The sequence below is a fragment of the Rhizobium sp. JAB6 genome (assembly GCF_003024605.1).
Classification (GTDB): Bacteria; Pseudomonadota; Alphaproteobacteria; order Rhizobiales; family Rhizobiaceae; genus Rhizobium.
Genome location: NZ_PYJQ01000001.1, coordinates 883,962 through 901,106 on the forward strand (window position 1 = coordinate 883,962; position 17,145 = coordinate 901,106).

The following is a 17,145-nucleotide window of genomic DNA, read 5'->3' on the forward strand; positions in this document are numbered from 1 at the left end:
CGTCCTGCAATGTGAGAAAACACTCTCATCAGCAAAGGAGAAAGCCAATGATCACCTGTTTCATCCGCTATCAGATCGATCCCTTCAAGCAGGAGGCTTTCGCGGAATATGGCAAGGCCTGGGGCCAGATCATCCCGCGCAACGGCGCCGATCTTATCGGCTATTTCGCCCCGCATGAGGGCTCGCTGACGACGGCCTACGGCATCTACAATATCGAGAATCTCGCCGCCTACGAGGCCTATCGCAAGAGCCTCGCCGCCGATCCGCTGGCGCAGGCCAATCTTGATCTAGCCCGCCGCGAGCGTTTCATCTTGCAGGAGGATCGCATCTTCCTAAAAAATATCTCCCTGCCGCACGCTCCGAGGATATCGCCATGATCGCAGTCATTTTCGAAGTCATTCCCCATCCCGACGAACGTCAGCACTATCTCGATATCGCAGCAACGCTGCGTTCGGAACTGGAAACGATCGACGGCTTCGTCTCGATCGAGCGCTTTGAAAGCCTCAGCCATCCGGGCAAGATCCTGTCCCTGTCCTTCTGGCGCGACGAAGCTGCCGTGCGCGAATGGCGAAACCGCGAAGCGCATCGTGCCGCGCAGAAAGCTGGCCGCAAGACGGTTTTTGCCGATTATCGTTTGCGCGTCGCGCAGGTGCTTCGCGATTATGGGATGACGGAACGGGCGGAAGCGCCCGACGATAGCCACCCAGTGCACGATAACTAGGGCTTTCAAAGCGATAGCGCCTTTCGACGAGGTCTGCATTCCCGGCGGCTTCGTCGGGAAACTGGAAAATATGCCGCCGCTTTAGTCTTTGGTAACCAAGTTAGGTAACCATAACGCTCAGTTAAGAGCACCGAGTAAGTGTAACAGCGAGTATCACATGGCGTCAGTTTTCCCGCTTGCCGACCTCAGGACCTCCACAGTTCCCGGGTCCTGGATCGACACGATCATCAAGGGCGATTGCGTGGCCGCTCTTGAGGCACTCCCCAACCAATCCGTCGACGTCATCTTTGCCGACCCGCCGTACAATCTCCAGCTTGGCGGCACGCTGCACCGTCCGGACCAGTCGCTGGTCGATGCCGTCGATGACGAGTGGGACCAGTTTGCCTCCTTCGAAGCCTATGATGCCTTCACCCGCGCCTGGCTGCTCGCCTGCCGCCGCGTCCTGAAGCCGACGGGTACGATCTGGGTCATCGGTTCCTATCACAATATCTTCCGCGTCGGTGCGACCATGCAGGATCTGAATTTCTGGATCTTGAACGACATCGTCTGGCGCAAGACCAATCCGATGCCGAATTTCAAGGGTCGCCGTTTCCAGAACGCGCATGAGACGATGATCTGGGCGAGCCCGAACGCCAAGGCGAAGGGCTATACCTTCAACTACGACGCCATGAAGGCCGCCAATGACGATGTGCAGATGCGCTCCGACTGGCTGTTTCCGATCTGCAGCGGCAATGAGCGCCTGAAGGGCGACGACGGCAAGAAGGTGCATCCGACGCAGAAGCCGGAAGCTCTGCTGGCCCGTGTCATCATGGCCTCGTCCAAGCCCGGCGACATCATCCTCGATCCCTTCTTCGGATCGGGCACGACCGGCGCCGTCGCCAAGCGCCTCGGCCGCCACTTCGTCGGCATCGAGCGTGAGCAAGATTATATCGACGCGGCCAGCGCCCGCATCGCAGCCGTCGAGCCGCTCGGCAAGGCGGAACTGACCGTCATGACAGGCAAGAAGGCCGAGGTCCGCGTTGCGTTCAACGTGCTTATCGAGAGCGGCCTCGTCAAGCCCGGCCAGGTGCTGACCGATGCCAAGCGCCGCTACAGCGCCATCGTACGCGCCGACGGCACGGTCGCCTCCGGCGGCGAGGCCGGTTCCATTCATCGCCTTGGCGCGAAGGTCCAGGGCCTTGATGCATGCAACGGGTGGATGTTCTGGCATTTCGACGACGGGCGTTCCCTGCGTCCAATCGACGAACTCAGAGCCATCATCCGCAGCGATCTGGCCAAGGTGGAATAATCCTCGGTCATTTCCCGCAAACATATCCGCCTTCTCCGTGTACCTCCAGTCAGGGAAGAAGGTGAAATGCCCAGGGCCTTACCGGAATTTCGCCGGTAAGGCCCTGGGCATCTTGTCAGCTTCAGCTATCAGAATTCCTGATAGTCCGTAACGTCGACCCGCACGACGCGGCCGTCCTCGTTGAAGGTGATCGTTTCCTCGCCTTCGCGGATCAGCGGCTTGCCCGTCTTGCTGTTGGTGGCACGAACCGACCAGACGGCACGACCGGACAGCGGCGTCAGCGTTTCCACCAGGGAATTCGATGCCGTCTGATCGGGGTAGGTGTCGAAATAGCCGCGGAAGGCTTCCATGATCGCCGCCCGGCCGGCGAGGCTGCCGACACCGTTCGATACATAGGTCGCATTCTCGGCGAAGAAATTCTCGATCGCCTCGTAGTCCAGGCGATTGATCGCGTCATGGAACAGCTCGATACGCTCTGCTGGATCGAAGGTCATCGGGTCAAACCTTTATGCCATGGGCGGCGAGGTCGCTTCGCAGCTTCTCGGCGCCGGTGAAGTGAACGGAATGCCATCCGGCAGCGCGCGCGCCCTCGACGTTCGGATAGGAATCGTCGATGAAGATCGTCGAGGCCGGATCGAGGTCGAAGCTCTTGGCATGGGTTTCGTAGATCGCCACATCCGGCTTGATCAGACCGATGTCGCCGGAAACCGTCACGCCGCGCGGCTTCTTGAGGAAGGGATAGCGCTCCTGCGCCTCGCGAAAGGTGTCGGAGGCGAAATTGGTCAGCATGGTGACGTCGCGGCCTTCCGCGATAAGCTGTTCCAGAATGGCGACGCTGTCATCATAGGCATGCGGCACCATCTCGTGCCAATATTTGCGGAAGCTGCGGATCTGTTCCTCGCGCTCCGGATGGTCGGCGATCAGCAGCGCTTCGGCATCGCTCCAGGTGCGGCCACGATCCTGCTCGAGGTTCCATTCATGGGTGCAGACATTGGCGAAGAACCATTCGCGTTCGGCATTGTCCGGAATGATCCGGCTGTAGGGCAGGTTTGGATCATAGTGGATGAGAACCTTGCCGATATCGAAAACGATATGCCGTATTTCCGTCGTCATGAATGAATTCCTGATTTCTGGTCCAAACGCATTTTTGCGAACGCATTGGGAATAGCCTGAGCGATCGCTTTTTTCATGACTGTCGGCAGTGCCTGGTCTTCAAGATTTGTAACCGGCGCCCACCATCCGTCATGGTTGTCCTCCTGCGAGACTGACTTGGCGCGCCAGATCGATAGTCTCAATTCGAAATGGGTAAAGACATGCGTCACCGTGCCTGCCGGCTGCCAGTCGGCCGGGAAGGGGGCTGCCTCGATGCCGGTCTCGCCGTCGATCCGCGCCGTCCAGCCCGTTGTCGGCACTTCCGTCATGCCGCCCAGCAGCCCGCTTTCGATGCGGCGGCGCAGGAAGATTTCGCCTTCGTCACTAACGGCGACGAAAGCCGCGCCCTGACGCACCGGCTTCGCTTTCTTTGCCGCCTTGACGGGGAAGTGCTCCGGGTCATGCGTGGCGAGCGCCTGACAGGCGCCGTTGAAGGGACAGAGCGAACAGACCGGGCGCTTCGGCGTGCAGATCGTCGCGCCGAGATCCATCATCGCCTGAGCAAAATCGCCCGGCCGGTCGGTGGGTGTGAGCAGTGCGACCTTCTGCTTCATCAGCGGCTTGGCGCCCGGCAGTGGCGCCGAGATCGCGTAGAGACGGGAAATGACCCGCTCGACATTGCCGTCCATCACGGCTGCCTGGCGATTGAACGCGATGGCGGCAACGGCGGCAGATGTATAATCGCCGATACCCGGCAGCGCGCGCAGACCCTCCTCGGTATCTGGAAAGTGGCCGCCATGATCTGCTGCAACTGCTTCGGCGCATTTTTTCAGATTGCGGGCACGGGCGTAATAGCCGAGCCCAGCCCAGGCCGCCATGACGTCTTCATTCGCAGCGGCCGCAAGATCATTGACGGTCGGCCAGCGCTCCAGGAATTTCGCGAAATAGGATTTGACCGCCGGCACGGTCGTCTGCTGCAGCATCACTTCCGACAGCCAGATGCGATAGGGGTCGGGCTTGATGCCGCGTGCGGCCATCGGCGGCGAGACCCGCCAGGGCAAGTCGCGGTGGTGTCGGTCGTACCAGGCAAGCAGGGATGCGGCCGTGGGGGATTCTAAAGTCGTGGTCATGATTTGCCGCGTCGAGGGGAAGTGCTCTATACTTGGCCAAGCTGCGTCGGAGGATCAAGGTCTGCGATGCACAAAGCATGTACCGAAAGCCGATTGAGATGAGTTATCCCCGAAAAGGCGAAAAGCAGATTTCCGAGCTGACCAACGGCATCGTCGATCCGGTGCTGGCAAAGCGCGCGGGCATCAACACGACGCTGCTCGGCTGCTGGGACGAAATCGCCGGCGAGGACTTTGCCGACTGCACGCGCCCGGAAAAGATCGCGTGGGCGAAGCGAACCGGCCCCGGTATGGATGACCGCTATCATCCGGGCGTGCTGACGATCGCCTGCGAGGGCGCGCGTGCGCTCTTTCTCACTCATGCTCAAGGCGAGCTCATCCAGCGCATCAACAGCTTCTTCGGTTTCTATGCTGTCAATCAGATCCGCATCGTGCAGAAGCCGGTTTCGATCGCCTCCAAACGCTCCCGCACGCCGCCACCCCTGAAGGGCGAGGCAGCCCGCAAGCTGGCCGATATGATGGACGGCCTCGAGGATGAGAAGATCAGAGCCGCGGTGCAGCGTCTGGGTACGGCCATGGCCTGGAGGCGGCGATAAGGGCCGGCTGAACGGTCAGCTTTGCCGATTGTGGACAGAATTTAAGTTGTCTGTCTTTCCCAGGTCACAATTCTTTGAAGAAAGTTGGCCAACCGTGCCTTGTTAGCGGCAAGCTGCCGTTATATCGCATGAAACATTCGAAGCCTCTTTAACGACGGGTGACTCTATGCCGATGTCCGACATGCTCTTGACCAAACGCCACCTGCTGGGCGGCTCTGCCGTTGCAGCTCTCTGCGTGGCGTTTTCTGCCGTTGCCCGCACCGCATCCGCCGCGACTGCAGAAGACGAAGTGCCGCCGTCAGACGGCAATGTGGACATGAACGAAGTGCTGAAGCCCGGCCCGCTGCCTGAAATTGCACTCGGCAAGGAAGATGCGCCCGTCAAGATCGTCGAATATATGTCGCTGACCTGCCCGCACTGCGCGCATTTTGCCGTCACTACCTTCGACACGATCAAGCAGAAATATATCGATACCGGCAAGGTTCGCTTCATCATCCGCGAATTCCCATTCGATCCGCGTGCTGCCGCAGCCTTCATGCTGGCCCGCTGCGCCCCGCAGGAACAGTACATGCCGATGGTCGAAATGCTGTTCAAGCAGCAGATCGCCTGGGCTTCGCCCGACGTCGATGGCCGTGCCGCACTGCTTCAGATGTCGAAACTGGCTGGTTTTACTGAGGATAGCTTCACGAAATGCTTGACGAACCAGAAGCTTCTGGATGATGTCAACTCTGTACGGGAACGCGCAGCCAAGGATTTCGGCGTCAATGCCACGCCGACCTTCCTGATCAATGGCAAGCGCTATGCAGGGGACATGTCTGTTGCTGCCATGTCGAAGCTTATCGACAGCCTGCTCTGATCCGCGCCTTTTTACATCACAGGCGGGCGGCCGGGGTCGCACGCCTGCTTTCTATGACCTCTCCCTCCAGAGGGGAGGTCACGCGGAAAGCGCGAGCAGAGGTGATTTCCGGGGTGAACGCATGATCACCCCACCTCCGGCCTTCGGTCCGATCCGCCCCCTCAAGCGGAGGGTGGAGATCAGCCGATGAAATTCAACAGGCTGAGACTTGTCGGCTTCAAATCCTTCGTTGAGCCGGCGGAATTCGTCATCGAGCGCGGCCTGACCGGTGTTGTCGGCCCGAATGGCTGTGGCAAGTCCAATCTTGTCGAAGCGTTGCGCTGGGTCATGGGCGAGAATTCCTACAAGAACATGCGCGCCTCCGGCATGGATGACGTGATTTTCTCCGGTTCCGCCAATCGTCCGGCGCGCAACACCGCCGAAGTCGGCCTTTATCTCGATAATAGCGATCGCACCGCGCCAGCCGCCTTCAACGACAGCGACGAGATCCAGGTTACGCGCCGCATCGAGCGTGAGCAGGGCTCGATCTATCGCATCAACGGCAAGGAAGCGCGCGCCAAGGATGTGCAGTTGCTGTTCGCCGATGCCTCCACCGGCGCACGCTCGCCTTCCATGGTCGGGCAAGGGCGTATCGGCGAGCTCATTCAAGCCAAGCCCCAGGCGAGGCGCCAGCTTCTGGAAGAAGCGGCCGGCATTTCCGGCCTGCATTCGCGCCGGCATGAAGCCGAGCTGCGCCTGCGCGCCGCCGAAAGCAATCTCGAGCGGTTGGATGACGTCACATCGCAGCTCGAGAGCCAGATCGAGAGCCTGAAACGCCAGGCGCGTCAGGCCAACCGCTTCAAGATGCTCTCGGCCGATATCCGCGCCCGCGAGGCGATGCTGCTGCATATCCGCTGGGTGCAGGCCAAGGAAGCCGAGGCCGAGGCCGATAGCGCGCTCAACCAGGCAACCGTGCTGGTCGCCGAAAAGGCGCAGATCCAGATGGAGGCGGCAAAGGCACAGGGCATTGCCAGCTTCAAGCTGCCGGAACTGCGAGACGAAGAAGCGAAAGCCGCCGCCGCCCTGCAGCGTCTGCAGATCGCCCGCTCGCAGCTGGAGGAGGATGTCAACCGTATCCTGCGGCGGCGGGATGAATTGATCCGCCGTCTGGCACAGCTCGCCGAAGATATCAGCCGCGAGCAGCGGCTTGTGGCCGACAACGCTGCTATTCTGGCAAAGCTCGATGCCGAAGAAGCCGACATCGCCGATACCCTTGCCGATTCCGGCAGACTTGCAGAGGAAACGCGCTTAGCCTTCGAAGAAGCGGCCGCCAAGCTCGCCGACAGCGAGCGGATATTTACAGTCCTGACCGCAGAGCGTGCCGAAGCCGCTGCCGCCCGCAACCAGCTGGAGCGCGCCATCCGCGATCTCGCCGACCGCAAGATGCGGCTGGAGCGCCAGGCCGATGAAGCGAACCGCGAGCTTGCCGCCATCGACGAGAAGATGGCCGATTTGCCCGACCCCAGCGAAAAGCGCGAAATGGTCGAGGCGGCGGAGAATGTCGTTGCCGATGCGGAAGGCGAGACCCAGCGCGTCGAAGCCGTTCTCGCCAAGGCGCGCGAAATCGAGGCGCTGTCCCGCGGGCCGGTCGAGCAGGCGCGGGCGCGTCTGAATGCGCTGGAAACCGAGGCGCGGACCATTTCGAAGATGCTGGCGGCGGGCGATACGTCCGGTGCCTTTTCGCCCGTGGCCGAAGAGCTGCGCGTCGACCGCGGCTTCGAGACCGCACTTGGCGCAGCCCTCGGAGATGATCTGGAATCCTCGCTCGATTCTAGCGCGCCGGTCTACTGGTCCGGCAACGGCAGTGGTGCCGACGATCCGGCTCTGCCGGCAGGCGCGGCCCCCTTGATCACCCATGTCGGTGCGCCGGCGGCACTGACGCGGCGCCTGCGCCAGATCGGCATCGTTTCGGCGGAAGACGCCCTGCGGCTGATGCCGGAGCTGAAGCCGGGGCAGCGGTTGGTGACCAAAGACGGCGCCGTGTTCCGCTGGGATGGGCATGTCACCGGCGCTGATGCCCCGAGTGCGGCTGCCCTGCGGCTCGCTCAGAAGAACCGTCTTTCCGAGCTGGAGACCGAAGCCGAGCTGGCGCGCGATGTGCTTGCCGAGGCCGAAGAGCGCCTGTCGACAGCCTCCGATGCGATCCGGGCCGAAGAGGGGCATCTTGCGACCGCCCGCGACGCCAGCCGGCTTGCTGCGCGGCGTCTGGCCGAGGCACGGGAAGCGCTCGCTGCAGCGGAGCGCGCTTCCGGCGATCTCATCCGCCGCCGCGACGTCATCGTCGAGGCCGTCAGCCGGCTGCAGGAGCAGCTGGAAGATGTGGCCATGCAGGATGAAAATGCCCGCATCGAACTGGAAGATGCGCCGAATCTCGACGCTATCGATCTGAAGCTGCGCGACCAGCAGGCCGAAGTCGCCACGGATCGCGGCATCCTGGCCGAAGCCCGAGCCCGCCATGAGGGTCTGAACCGCGAAAACGAAGCGCGCCAGCGCCGTCTTCTGGCGATCCGGCAGGAGAGAGATACCTGGCGCCAGCGCGCTGCCAGTGCCGAGGAGCATATTCAGACGCTGCGCGACCGTGAAGAGGAAGCGCGCGAGGAGGCGGCCGAGCTCGATTTGGCGCCGGATGAATTCGACGACAAGCGCCGCGCCTTGATGAACGAGCTGCAGAAGGCCGAGGAGGCCCGGCGCCATGCCGCTGACCGCCTTGCCGAAGCGGAGGTCATTCAGCGCGAGGCAGATCGTCATGCGGCGACTGCGCTTTCCGAACTGGCGGAAAGTCGCGAGAAGCGCGGCCGTGTCGAGGAGCGGCTGGTTTCCGCCCGCGAGCGCCGGCAGGAGAGCGAGTTGCGCATCCGCCAGTCTCTCAATGTCGAACCACATGAGGCCATGCGCCTGACCGGTCTTGCGCCACCGCAAAGCGTGCCTGATCTCCGCGAAGTCGAGCGTGAGCTGGAGCGGCTGAAGATCGAGCGCGAGCGTCTCGGTGCCGTCAACCTGCGTGCCGAGGAAGAGAGCAAGGAGCTGACGGAGCGGCTGCAGGCGCTGATCAAGGAACGCGATGACGTCATTGATGCCATTCGGAAGCTGCGTGGTGCGATCCAGAGCCTCAATCGCGAGGGCCGTGAGCGTTTGATCGCTGCCTTCGACATCGTCAATGCCCAGTTCCAACGGCTGTTCACCCATCTTTTCGGCGGCGGCACTGCGGAGCTGCAGCTGATCGAGTCGGATGACCCGCTGGAGGCAGGCCTCGAAATCCTCGCACGACCGCCGGGCAAGAAGCCGCAGACCATGACGCTCTTGTCGGGCGGCGAGCAGGCGCTGACGGCCATGGCGCTGATCTTTGCGGTGTTTCTCACCAATCCCGCGCCGATCTGCGTTCTGGACGAAGTGGATGCACCGCTCGACGACCATAATGTCGAGCGCTACTGCAATCTCATGGACGAAATGGCGGCCTCCACCGAAACCCGCTTCGTGGTCATCACCCATAATCCGATCACCATGGCCCGCATGAACCGGCTCTTCGGCGTGACCATGGCGGAGCAGGGCGTCTCTCAGCTCGTATCCGTTGATCTGCAGACCGCCGAGCGGCTGCGCGAAATCGCTTGAGCGCTGCTCCACGTCTGGATTGAGAAAACTGTTCCCGGTCCGACAAGAAATTGCCGGGTCGGCTGCCGCATGTCGTGAAAGCGTGCTAGTTTCGTTTTTCGATCAACAACATGGGCGCTGATCCGCCCGGAAGGGAAGTATGTCTGACTCGACTGGCGGTATTTTCGATATCCTCGGAATACTTGCCGTATTGCTGCTCGTCGCCGCCAACGGCTTTTTCGTTGCGGCGGAGTTCTCTCTGGTTTCCGTTCGCCGCAGCCGCGTAACCGAGCTCGTTGCCGAAGGGCGAATGAACGCCAAGGCGCTGCAGAAGGCGGTCGATAATCTCGATGCCAACCTTGCAGCGACACAGCTTGGCATCACCATTTCGTCGCTGGCGCTTGGCTGGGTCGGTGAACCCGCTCTTGCTCATCTGCTCGAGCCGCTGCTCGATTTTCTGCCTGGAACATGGGCTGCGGCCGGATCGCATGCGATCGCCGTCGCCATTTCCTTCATCATCATCACCGCGCTTCATATCGTTCTTGGCGAGCTTGCGCCGAAGAGCCTGGCCTTGCAACGCAGCGAAGGCACGGCGCTTGGCGTCGTGCGCCCGCTCGGGCTGTTCCTCTTCCTGCTGCGCCCGGCAATTACCGTGCTGAACGGCCTTGGCAATCTCGTGCTGCGCCTCTTCGGCCTGCGCCCCGGCGCGGGCGAGGGCTCCCTGCATTCGCCGGCCGAGATCAAGCTCCTGATCGCCGAAAGCCAGGAGGCTGGCCTGTTGGAACAGGCGCAGCAGGATCTCGTCGAGCGCGTCTTCAATATCGGCGACCGCGATGTCTCCGATATCATGACGCCGCGGCTGGAGGTCGAATGGATCGATGCCCAGGACCCGCCGGAGGAAATGCAGAAAACCATTCGCGAAAGCCGCTTCGAGCAGCTTCTTGTCGGCCGCGGCTCCATCGATGAGCCGATCGGCATGATTCTGAAGAAGGATCTGCTCGACCAGCTTCTGAACGGCGAACCGCTGAACCCCATGGCCGTCATCCGCCAGCCGCTGGTCGTTCATGAGTCCACGGCCGTCTTCAAGGTGCTTGAAAACTTCAAGCGCGCGCCAGTCCGCCTCGCCATGGTTATCGACGAATATGGCAGTCTGGAAGGCATCGTCACCCAGACGGACCTCTTGGAAGCGATCGCCGGCGATCTCCCCGATATCGAAAACGACACGCCCGATGTCGTCGAGCGGCCCGACGGATCCTTGCTGATGGAAGGTATGATGCCCGTCTATGATGCCTTCGCGCGGCTAGGGCTTCGTTTCAGCGAGGAGGAGGTCAATTTCCATACTCTCGCGGGCTTTGCGCTCTACCAGCTCGGCCATCTGCCCGAGGTAGGCGAAAGCTTCTCATTTGGCGACTGGCATTTCGAGATCGTCGATCTCGACGGCATGCGCATCGACAAGATTCTGGCTCAACGCGGGCCGCAAGCTTAGCGGCAGCAGTTGACATCAATGACTCGCGGCCTCTGGTTTCGATCAATCGATTGAAACAGAGGCGGCGGGTCATATTAATTGTGCGGCGCAACATTTTGCCGTAATTGTCGATTTTCATTTGTGCCTCAATGAATTAAGTTCAACCGGAGGAGTTGGGCGGAGACGATGACGGATTGGGTCTATACATTCGGCGACGGCAAGGCCGAGGGAGGCGCTGGAGATTTTGAGCGGCTCGGCGGCAAGGGCGCTAATCTTGCGGAAATGTGCAATCTCGGCCTGCCGGTCCCCCCGGGCCTGACGATCGTCAGCGACGTCTGCACCTTCTACTACAAGAACGGCCGCAAGATTCCCGAAGAGCTGAAGCCGCAGGTCATGCGGGGGTTGCAGCGGATGGAGGCTATTACCGGACGCAAGTTCGGCGATACCGAGCGGCCGCTGCTGGTTTCCGTGCGTTCCGGCGGCCGCGCTTCCATGCCGGGCATGATGGACACTGTCCTCAATCTCGGGCTCAATGATGCCACCGTGCAGGCGCTCGGCCATGACGCCCGGGACGCACGGTTTGCCTGGGACAGCTACCGCCGCTTCATCCAGATGTATGCCGATGTCGTCATGGGTCTCGACAACGAGGTCTTCGAAGAGATTCTGGAGGATGAAAAGGCGCGGTTCGGCCATGAGTTCGATACCGATCTCACCGCCGTCGAATGGCAGCACGTCGTATCGATCTACAAGGCCGTCATCGAGGAAGAACTGGGCGAGGCCTTTCCGCAGGAGCCGGAGGTTCAGCTCTGGGGGGCAGTCGGTGCGGTCTTTGCGAGCTGGATGAATGCACGCGCCGTCACCTACCGCCAATTGCACAATATTCCCGAGGCATGGGGAACCGCCGTCAACATTCAGGCGATGGTGTTCGGCAATCTCGGCAACTCGTCGGCAACCGGCGTTGCCTTCACGCGCAATCCATCGACGGGGGAGAAGGAGCTTTACGGCGAATTCCTCGTCAATGCGCAAGGGGAGGATGTCGTTGCCGGCATCCGCACGCCGCAAAGCATCACGGAAGTCGCCCGCATAGCCTCCGGCTATGACAAGCCGTCGATGGAAAAGCTGATGCCGGAAGCATTTGCCGAGTTCCGGAAAATCTGCGCGCAGCTGGAAGCGCATTACCGCGACGTACAGGATCTGGAATTCACCATCGAGCGCGGCAAGCTCTGGATGCTGCAGACCCGCAACGCCAAACGCACCACCAAGGCGGCGATGAAGATCGCCGTCGACATGGTCGACGAAGGGCTGATCACCGAGGACGAGGCAGTTTCGCGCATCGATCCGACGACCCTGGATCAGCTCCTGCATCCGACGATCGACCCGCGGGTCCGCCGCGAGGTCATCGGCTCCGGTCTTCCCGCGTCGCCGGGTGCGGCAACAGGCGAAATCGTCTTCACCGCCGAAGAGGCGATCATTGCCGAGGAGGAAGGCCGCAAAGCCATTCTCGTGCGCATCGAGACGAGCCCCGAAGATATTCACGGCATGCATGCCGCCGAGGCGATCCTGACCACCCGCGGCGGCATGACCAGCCATGCGGCCGTGGTTGCCCGCGGTATGGGCATTCCCTGCGTCGTCGGCGCCGGAACCATGCGCATCGACCTGCGCAACGAAAAGCTGATCGGCATCGGCATCATCTTGAAGAAGGGCGATATCGTCACGATAGACGGCTCCACCGGCCAGGTGCTGAAGGGGGAAGTGCCGATGATCCAGCCGGAGCTTTCGGGCGATTTCGGCCGCATCATGGCCTGGGCCGACCGCTCACGCCGCATGACGGTGCGCACCAATGCCGACACGCCTGCCGATGCGCGCGCCGCCCGCTCCTTCGGCGCCGAGGGCATCGGCCTTTGCCGCACCGAGCATATGTTCTTCGAAGGCGACCGTATCCATGTGATGCGCGAGATGATCCTTGCGGAGGACGAAGCGGGGCGCCGGGCCGCCCTTGCCAAGCTCATGCCGATGCAGCGGCTCGATTTCACCGGGCTGTTCACCATTATGCATGGTCTGCCGGTGACGATCCGTCTGCTCGATCCTCCGCTGCACGAATTCCTGCCGAAGACGGATGAGGAGATCGCCGAAGTGGCCGGGATCATGGGCATGGAGCCGGCCGCCCTGCGCCAGCGGGTGGATGCGCTGCACGAGTTCAACCCCATGCTCGGCCATCGCGGCTGTCGCCTGGCGATTTCCTATCCGGAGATCGTCGAGATGCAGGCCCGCGCGATCTTCGAGGCAGCGGTTCTGGCCGCGCGCGAAACAGGAGCGGCGGTCGTGCCGGAAATCATGGTGCCGCTGGTTGGTCTGCGCTCGGAACTTGATTACGTCAAGGCCCGCATCGACGAGGTGGCGCGCGCCGTCATGACCGAAGCGAAGATGAAGATCGACTATCTCGTCGGCACGATGATCGAGCTGCCACGTGCGGCCTTGCGCGCCCACATCATTGCTGAAGCGGCTGAATTCTTCTCCTTCGGCACGAACGACCTGACGCAGACCACCTTCGGCATGTCGCGCGATGACGCCGCCGCCTTCATTCCGACCTACCAGCGCAAGGGCATCATCGAGCACGATCCTTTTATATCGCTCGATTTCGACGGGGTCGGCGAACTTATCCGCATTGCTTCCGAACGCGGCCGCCGCACGCGCAACGACATGAAGCTCGGCATCTGCGGCGAGCATGGCGGCGATCCCGCCTCGATCCATTTCTGCGAGGAGATCGGGCTGGACTACGTGTCCTGCTCTCCCTTCCGCGTACCGATTGCGCGGCTTGCCGCGGCCCAAGCGGCGATTAGGGGACGAGCCTGATTTTCTAAAGCTGAAATATCCCGGTCAGTGTCGCCAGTAGCCGCGATGATGGTAATATCCGGGGCCGCCGACGACGATGGTCGGACCCCAGAAGAAATCGTCATTGCTTTCCATGAAAGCCCGCTGGTCCGCGCGGCGGCTAAGATCCTGATTCATCAGGCAATTGGCGAAATTCTGTGTGCCTGGCTTGAAGCCATAGCCGCTGCATCTGGATTCGTCGGCCGCCCTGATTTCCTCGGCCGTCTGGCAGGAGGAGAGCGCAAGCATGACGGCGAGAAGAGATAGTGCGGAAGCTGCGATACGCATGACGTGTTATCCCGAATGCGGATTTTACAGGCACAAACTATAGCCCCGCGCGTGGAGGCGCGAAAGGCGTATTACCGCCGCGGACCGATCGCTCAGGCGGCTCCCTTCGGTCTCGCCGGCATCCGCTGCAAGAGGTCGACGAAGGCATCGGCGAAACGCAAAAGGTGCTCGGTCTCCTCACCGGGTTGCAGCACGCGGATTTCCGCGCCGTCTTCGTCAAGCGCGGCAAAGAGGGTGCGCATCCTCGTATCCCCTTCCGGAATTCGCAGCACCGCCAGCCTGCGGCAATCGGATATCAGCCCCTCAGCCGGCAGATCGAAGAGGAAATCGCCGCGCACGGCTGCAGCGGCCTTGCGAACGGCTTCGCAAAAGCCGGCGTCGCCACCGGAAAAACCCTCGAGCGAAAGCTCCAGTTCGAGCAGCTCCAGCGGCAGGAACGGATCGGCCGTGTCGGCTCCGGCGATCGCCGCTCCCGGCACGGATTTGGGGGCGACGTCTTGAGAAAGCATCGGTTCCATCTCATCAAGTCCTTTCACAGCCTCGATAAAACGCTAAAGAATGGCCTTTTTTAGGAATTTAAGCAAGCGCTCACATTTTTGGTCTAGGCGTTACTGGTTTGAGCTTGGATCAAACATTAGGCGCCGATGCCGTGACATTCGATTTATTTTCGCCGTTTCCTGATCTAAACATAAGTTGCTTTCCGGGATTCGGTGCATCCGGCTTCCGATCCGACGCGCCGACGAGCCATTGATGACCATTCGTTTCGACCGTCCTGTTTCACATGCCGCCCGTGCCGCGCGTTTGATCGCTTCGTTTGCATTGGTGCTTTGCGGCGTGACGCTGATCGGCCACCGTTTCGCGCCGCTGGAAACGCCTTATTTCGTGCTGCTGCTTCTGATTTCTGCCGGCTGCGCGCTTCTGGCGGTGCTGCTGGCGCTGGTCGGCCTTGCCCAACTCTGGCAGAGCGCTGCCATCGGCGGCGTCTCCGCCGTCAAGGCGCTCGTCTACGCCGCTCTGCCGCTCGCGATTTTCGGCTTGGGCGCCGAGCGTTATTGGACGCGGCCGCATATCCACGAGATTTCGACCGACCTCAACGACCCGCTGGAATGGCTGGCGACGCCGGATGCGCGGCAGCTGTGGCTGCCGCCGCGCCATCTGATGACGCCGCAGGAACGCGAAGCGCAGTTCGATGCCTATCCCGCCTTGATCAGCCGGCGCTACGAAGGTGCGTCCGACCGCGTGCTGGAGGCGGTGCGCAAGGTCGCGCATGATCGCCACATCACCATCGTCAAGGCCGAGGGCGCCGATGTCACGGATCCGAACGGCAACGTAACGCCGAAACGCCGCACGCGCTCGCAGACCGTCAATCCGGCGCAGGACGGCAGCGCCGCCGGCGATCTGCCCGCCATCGTTCCCGTACCGACCCCACGTCCCTTCCGCGATGGAGTGGCGGAACTCATCCGCCAGAATACCGACGTTATTCTGCAGGGGGAGACACGAACCCGCATCTTCGGCCTGCCATGCGATATATTGATCCGCATTCGCGAGGAGGCGGAAACCACCCTTGTCGATATCCGCGTCGCCTCTCGCTATGGCCAGGACGATCTCGGCGTCAGCGCCGATCTGGCCGATGACTATCTGAAGGCGTTGGATGCGGAACTGCTCGGCATTGCCGGAAGCTGAGGGCTCAAGCCGGACGGTAGGCGCCCAGGAGCGCCGGCGGTCCATCGGTTTCCACCTGGCCCTTCTCGACCAGGTCTTCCAGATGCGCCAGCACCGAAAGAGCTGCTGCTCCATGCAGGCGCGGGTCCGTATCGCGATAGATGGCCTTCACCATGTCCGGGATCAGCCGGTCGCCGGCCTTGATGCGCTCCAGCACGGCCCGTTCGCGCATGCGGCGATGGGTTCTGAGGCCGCGCATGAAGGAGGCGGGTTCCTTCACGGGGCCGCCGTGACCTGGCAGGAACAGCCGGTCCTCACGGGCAAGCAGCCGCTCCAGCGAAGCCATGTAATCCGCCATCGAGCCATCGGGCGGCGCGACGATCGAGGTCGCCCAGGCCATGACGTGATCGGCCGAGAAGACGATGCCGGTGCCGTCGAGTGCAAAACAGGCGTGGTTGGCCGTATGCCCCGGCGTCAGCAGCGCCGTCAGCTGCCAGCCGTCCCCCGAGACGCTTTGACCATCGGCAAGCACGATATCCGGCCGGAACTCCATATCGGAGCTTTCGGCAAAGGGATTGACCTCGCCCTGATGAAGCGGGCGCGCGGCCCGATGCGGCCCTTCACCGACGGTCAGCGCCCCTGTCGCCTCTTTCAGCCGCCTGGCCAGCGGCGAGTGATCGCGATGGGTGTGGCTGACGAAGATATGCGTGACCTCGCGCCCTTTGAGCGCCGCCATCAGCGCCGTAAAATGCTCTTCATTCTCCGGACCGGGGTCGATAACGGCGACTGAAGAACCTCCAACGATATAGCTGTTGGTGCCATGAAACGTGAAAGCGCTGGGATTGTTGACCGTCATCCGCTCGATGGCGGGTGCGACAGGGACCGCGCGGCCATAGGCGGGCTCGAAAGCAAGGTCGAAGTCGGGCGTGCTCATGATTGCTTGTATTCGATTTCGATGAATGACATCGGCTCGGAGCCGGCATTGACGACATTGTGCTCGACGCCCGCTTCGCGCCGGTAGGCGGCGCCCTTGGCGATATCGACTCGCCTGATGCCGCCCGGCTCCTCCAGCAGAAACTGGCAATCCGTCATCGGCACCACGGCATAGCCGAGGCCATGGACATGATGGCCGGTATCGGCACCGGGCTCGAAATCCCAGCGCGTGATACGGCAGACGGCATCATCGAGAAGCACGGTAGGCACGGCCGGCGGGCGGACGCGAAACTGGCTCATCGGATCTCCTCATGCGCAATGCAGTGCAGCAAGACCTACCATAGCCGCCGGAAAAGCACACAGAAATATGCGTCCGTGCATCACTTAGTCATTGTAGCGCGATGCGACCTTTGCTAATCAGACGCCGATTTGGCTGGTATGACAGCCATTTCCTCTGTTGGGGCGTCGCCAAGCGGTAAGGCACCGGTTTTTGGTACCGGCATTCCCAGGTTCGAATCCTGGCGCCCCAGCCACACTCCACTTTGTCCAGCCCGGAGACATAGGTAACAAAACGTACCTAAGACATGGGTGACAATCTCGTGCCGAACGGATTGTCGAT

The 17,145-nt window shown here is 61.7% G+C and carries 16 protein-coding genes and 1 tRNA gene; 10 read left to right on the forward strand and 7 right to left on the reverse strand.

Annotated features, from left to right (window positions below; translation table 11 throughout):
- Positions 1-47: 47 nt before the first annotated feature.
- The 3 genes from C7U61_RS04320 to C7U61_RS04330 all read left to right on the forward strand — a co-directional run bounded on the left by C7U61_RS04320 (position 48) and on the right by C7U61_RS04330 (position 2,009).
- Positions 48-377 (forward strand): NIPSNAP family protein, encoded by a 330-nt coding sequence (locus C7U61_RS04320; protein WP_106996859.1) that lies wholly within the window; start codon positions 48-50, stop codon positions 375-377.
- Positions 374-721: an antibiotic biosynthesis monooxygenase gene (locus C7U61_RS04325; protein ID WP_106996860.1), complete on the forward strand. Its 348-nt coding sequence runs from the start codon at positions 374-376 to the stop codon at positions 719-721. The genes C7U61_RS04320 and C7U61_RS04325 overlap by 4 nt, the downstream gene beginning before the upstream one ends.
- 157 nt (positions 722-878) lie before the next feature.
- The gene (locus tag C7U61_RS04330; RefSeq protein WP_106996861.1) at positions 879-2,009 is read left to right on the forward strand and encodes a site-specific DNA-methyltransferase; all 1,131 of its coding nucleotides are present in this window, start codon (positions 879-881) and stop codon (positions 2,007-2,009) included.
- Between the two features lie 128 nt (positions 2,010-2,137).
- Here the strand turns inward: C7U61_RS04330 and C7U61_RS04335 are convergent, their stop codons facing one another.
- The 3 genes from C7U61_RS04335 to mutY are packed head-to-tail and all read right to left on the reverse strand — an operon-like array spanning position 2,138 to position 4,234.
- Positions 2,138-2,503, reverse strand: coding sequence for a nuclear transport factor 2 family protein (locus tag C7U61_RS04335; RefSeq protein WP_106996862.1), 366 nt, complete (start codon positions 2,501-2,503; stop codon positions 2,138-2,140).
- A 4-nt stretch (positions 2,504-2,507) separates the two neighbouring features.
- Entirely contained in the window at positions 2,508-3,122 is a 615-nt protein-coding gene (locus C7U61_RS04340; RefSeq protein ID WP_106996863.1) for an HAD family phosphatase, read from the reverse strand.
- The gene (gene mutY, locus C7U61_RS04345; protein ID WP_181315788.1) at positions 3,119-4,234 is read right to left on the reverse strand and encodes an A/G-specific adenine glycosylase; all 1,116 of its coding nucleotides are present in this window, start codon (positions 4,232-4,234) and stop codon (positions 3,119-3,121) included. The genes C7U61_RS04340 and mutY overlap by 4 nt, the downstream gene beginning before the upstream one ends.
- Before the next feature lie 95 nt (positions 4,235-4,329).
- Here mutY and C7U61_RS04350 point away from each other — a divergent pair, with 95 nt between their 5' ends.
- The 5 genes from C7U61_RS04350 (at position 4,330) to ppdK (ending at position 13,625) form a co-directional block, all read left to right on the forward strand.
- Positions 4,330-4,824, forward strand: coding sequence for a DUF721 domain-containing protein (locus C7U61_RS04350; protein ID WP_106996948.1), 495 nt, complete (start codon positions 4,330-4,332; stop codon positions 4,822-4,824).
- A gap of 166 nt (positions 4,825-4,990) precedes the next feature.
- A complete protein-coding gene (locus C7U61_RS04355; protein ID WP_106996865.1) occupies positions 4,991-5,680 on the forward strand; it encodes a DsbA family protein in 690 nt (229 codons plus the stop codon).
- Between the two features lie 186 nt (positions 5,681-5,866).
- On the forward strand, positions 5,867-9,328 hold the full coding sequence (locus tag C7U61_RS04360; RefSeq protein WP_106996866.1) for a chromosome segregation SMC family protein: 3,462 nt from the start codon (positions 5,867-5,869) through the stop codon (positions 9,326-9,328).
- A 139-nt stretch (positions 9,329-9,467) separates the two neighbouring features.
- The gene (locus tag C7U61_RS04365) at positions 9,468-10,793 is read left to right on the forward strand and encodes a hemolysin family protein (RefSeq protein ID WP_106996867.1); all 1,326 of its coding nucleotides are present in this window, start codon (positions 9,468-9,470) and stop codon (positions 10,791-10,793) included.
- Positions 10,794-10,958: 165 nt separating this feature from the next.
- On the forward strand, positions 10,959-13,625 hold the full coding sequence (ppdK, locus tag C7U61_RS04370; RefSeq protein WP_106996868.1) for a pyruvate, phosphate dikinase: 2,667 nt from the start codon (positions 10,959-10,961) through the stop codon (positions 13,623-13,625).
- A 24-nt stretch (positions 13,626-13,649) separates the two neighbouring features.
- On the opposite strand, the gene C7U61_RS04375 is transcribed toward ppdK, so the two are convergent.
- The gene (locus C7U61_RS04375) at positions 13,650-13,931 is read right to left on the reverse strand and encodes a hypothetical protein (protein WP_106996869.1); all 282 of its coding nucleotides are present in this window, start codon (positions 13,929-13,931) and stop codon (positions 13,650-13,652) included.
- Between the two features lie 92 nt (positions 13,932-14,023).
- Positions 14,024-14,440 carry a hypothetical protein gene (locus C7U61_RS04380; protein WP_106996949.1) on the reverse strand — a complete coding sequence of 139 codons (417 nt, stop codon included), beginning with the start codon at positions 14,438-14,440 and terminating at the stop codon, positions 14,024-14,026.
- Between the two features lie 241 nt (positions 14,441-14,681).
- Here C7U61_RS04380 and C7U61_RS04385 point away from each other — a divergent pair, with 241 nt between their 5' ends.
- The gene (locus tag C7U61_RS04385) at positions 14,682-15,614 is read left to right on the forward strand and encodes a DUF1499 domain-containing protein (protein ID WP_106996870.1); all 933 of its coding nucleotides are present in this window, start codon (positions 14,682-14,684) and stop codon (positions 15,612-15,614) included.
- Positions 15,615-15,618: 4 nt separating this feature from the next.
- Here the strand turns inward: C7U61_RS04385 and C7U61_RS04390 are convergent, their stop codons facing one another.
- Together C7U61_RS04390 and C7U61_RS04395 are read right to left on the reverse strand one after the other, a co-directional pair.
- The gene (locus tag C7U61_RS04390) at positions 15,619-16,527 is read right to left on the reverse strand and encodes an MBL fold metallo-hydrolase (protein ID WP_106996871.1); all 909 of its coding nucleotides are present in this window, start codon (positions 16,525-16,527) and stop codon (positions 15,619-15,621) included.
- On the reverse strand, positions 16,524-16,826 hold the full coding sequence (locus C7U61_RS04395; protein ID WP_106996872.1) for a cupin domain-containing protein: 303 nt from the start codon (positions 16,824-16,826) through the stop codon (positions 16,524-16,526). The genes C7U61_RS04390 and C7U61_RS04395 overlap by 4 nt, the downstream gene beginning before the upstream one ends.
- Positions 16,827-16,984: 158 nt before the next feature.
- On the opposite strand from C7U61_RS04395, the gene C7U61_RS04400 reads away from it, so the two are divergent.
- A tRNA-Gln gene (locus C7U61_RS04400) sits at positions 16,985-17,059 on the forward strand.
- The last annotated feature ends 86 nt before the right edge of the window (positions 17,060-17,145 follow it).